Source organism: Synechococcus lacustris str. Tous (genome assembly GCF_003011125.1).
Classification (GTDB): domain Bacteria; phylum Cyanobacteriota; class Cyanobacteriia; order PCC-6307; family Cyanobiaceae; genus Synechococcus_D; species Synechococcus_D lacustris.
Genome location: NZ_PXVC01000163.1, coordinates 1 through 1869 on the forward strand (window position 1 = coordinate 1; position 1869 = coordinate 1869).

2 protein-coding genes are annotated in these 1869 nt (G+C 50.2%); one reads left to right on the forward strand and one right to left on the reverse strand.

What is annotated here, in order from left to right; genetic code table 11:
• The first annotated feature begins 112 nt into the window (after window positions 1–112).
• On the forward strand, window positions 113–736 hold the full coding sequence (locus tag C7K08_RS13830; protein ID WP_106501101.1) for a hypothetical protein: 624 nt from the start codon (window positions 113–115) through the stop codon (window positions 734–736).
• An 8-nt stretch (window positions 737–744) separates the two neighbouring features.
• Here C7K08_RS13830 and C7K08_RS13835 read toward each other — a convergent pair whose 3' ends face one another.
• Window positions 745–1494 (reverse strand): toll/interleukin-1 receptor domain-containing protein, encoded by a 750-nt coding sequence (locus C7K08_RS13835; RefSeq protein WP_106501102.1) that lies wholly within the window; start codon window positions 1492–1494, stop codon window positions 745–747.
• Between the last annotated feature and the right edge of the window lie 375 nt (window positions 1495–1869).

The window sequence follows — 1869 nt, forward strand, 5'->3', positions numbered from 1 at the left end:
TAATCCTCCAGGGGATTGCCGGTCACCAACCTGCCGTCCGTTCCTGCTGGGCAAGGTGGTCAATCCTGGAACCCTGAAGGGTTGATGAGTAGGAACGCTATCCAAATTTGTTATGTCTACGTTTGTTCGCAATAGCAGCAATGTTTCGCGTTTTTTTGCCGCTTTGCGTCAAGAGCGCGACCTACGTCCTGGTCAACTTGCAGCACTCCTAGGTGCTTCCAACACATCAAAAGTTGGAAGTTTAATTCGTTCATTTGAGCTTGGGGATCCACTTAGTGATCACTGGCTCCAAAAACTGACAGCTGAACTAAAACCTGATCCAGCTGAACTGCAGCAGTGCAYACAGCTGGATCAAGCTGCAGCAATGGCTCAATTGGAGCTTGAGCGCATTGCATGGGAAGCCTGGGCCGATGAACCAATTGAACCCTTTACCACTATTCGCTACATGCCTGCGGTTTATGGCGTAAGGGAGGTTAATAAGGGTTTCTGCAATAACCGCGAGGAAGCAGAACTATGGGCATCCCGTGAACTAAAGCAATTTCGTGCCAAAGGTTTTCTCAACTGGACACGGCGTGAGCAAACTTTGTATGACCAACATGGCCTAAATCCGCGGCGCCGGACCGTTACTTTTGAAGGGCGCACAAGCGGTGCATGGATGCAGCTGAGTGGTTCTCAGCAGAAATTTCTGCTTAATGCTGATGGTGACCTCAGGCTGTTGCAGCAACCAACGTTTTAAATATCAGATCAGCGCGGCAGGATTCCAGTGGCAGCGCCAACTCCGTAGGCCAGCAGTTGAACAGCGGTTAGAACGATTGACCATATCGCCTGAGTTTTATTGCCGCGATGTCGCACCAACGAAGTGATGGCAAGCACCAAAGCTGCCACATACAGCCCCATCGATAGGGGTGGGATGGCCCTGTAAACCGTGCCGATCAGGGTTGCGATGCCGTTTTGAAGGATCGGTTGGCTAAGACCGAACCACACACCAACCACTAGTGCAAGGAGGTTGAGAAGCAGTACGCCAAAACTAATCATCAGAGCGATCAGTGCTCCTGCGCCCTTGGTGCCACGCTTAGTCGGTACCGGCTTAGCGGCAGGCTGTATTCCCTTGATCTGCTCCAATAGGCTTTGGCAGGCCGTGTTGTGATCAGTGTTGTGAGCCTGCARCCAGTGCAGGTTTGCGAGGTGATAGCGCCAGGCACCAGCAGGTGCAAGGTCTTCAACCTGGAAGGGAATGATCACCGTGTTGCTTTGCATMGCCAGGGTTAGCTCCTTGGCCACCTCCTTGCTAGCCATTGATCCGCTAGTCCAAATCAGGACCATATGAGTGGCGTTATCGATCATGGCGGCTATTGAACTGGCCCAGTCCTGACCGGGCCGGATGTCTTCTGGAGCCTTAAGAGCTCGAATACCGTGCTGATTCAGATAGTTATAGATCGAGTTGGCCAGCGAGGCGTCAACGCTGGAATAACTAACAAACACAGTTGAAGACATTGCTATATCAAGAAAACCTTCCTTAAAGCTACTCCCTATTGAATGAATCTTCGTGAAGCCATTCAGGCTGAACGGCAGAATGACAAGAGAATTTTGGAACGAGCCAAGGCATTGCTGAGATGTTTAGAAAAGCTCTTTACACACTTATTCTCATCCAAGGAATATCTTTTTCGGTCTACTTCGGGTATTGGTCGATCAAGGATTACATAGCCCTTGAGCAAGCTGTTGCCATGAAAAGACCCCACGAGGAGCTTCGGCATCGCATCAATGTTGGATTTGAGGGTGTCTGGTTCCTACTTTCAGAGTTTTTAGTTCTCTATTCAGCAGAAGCCCTTTGTTGCTCTAGTGGCAAGAACAACGGAGAAGCTGATAAGG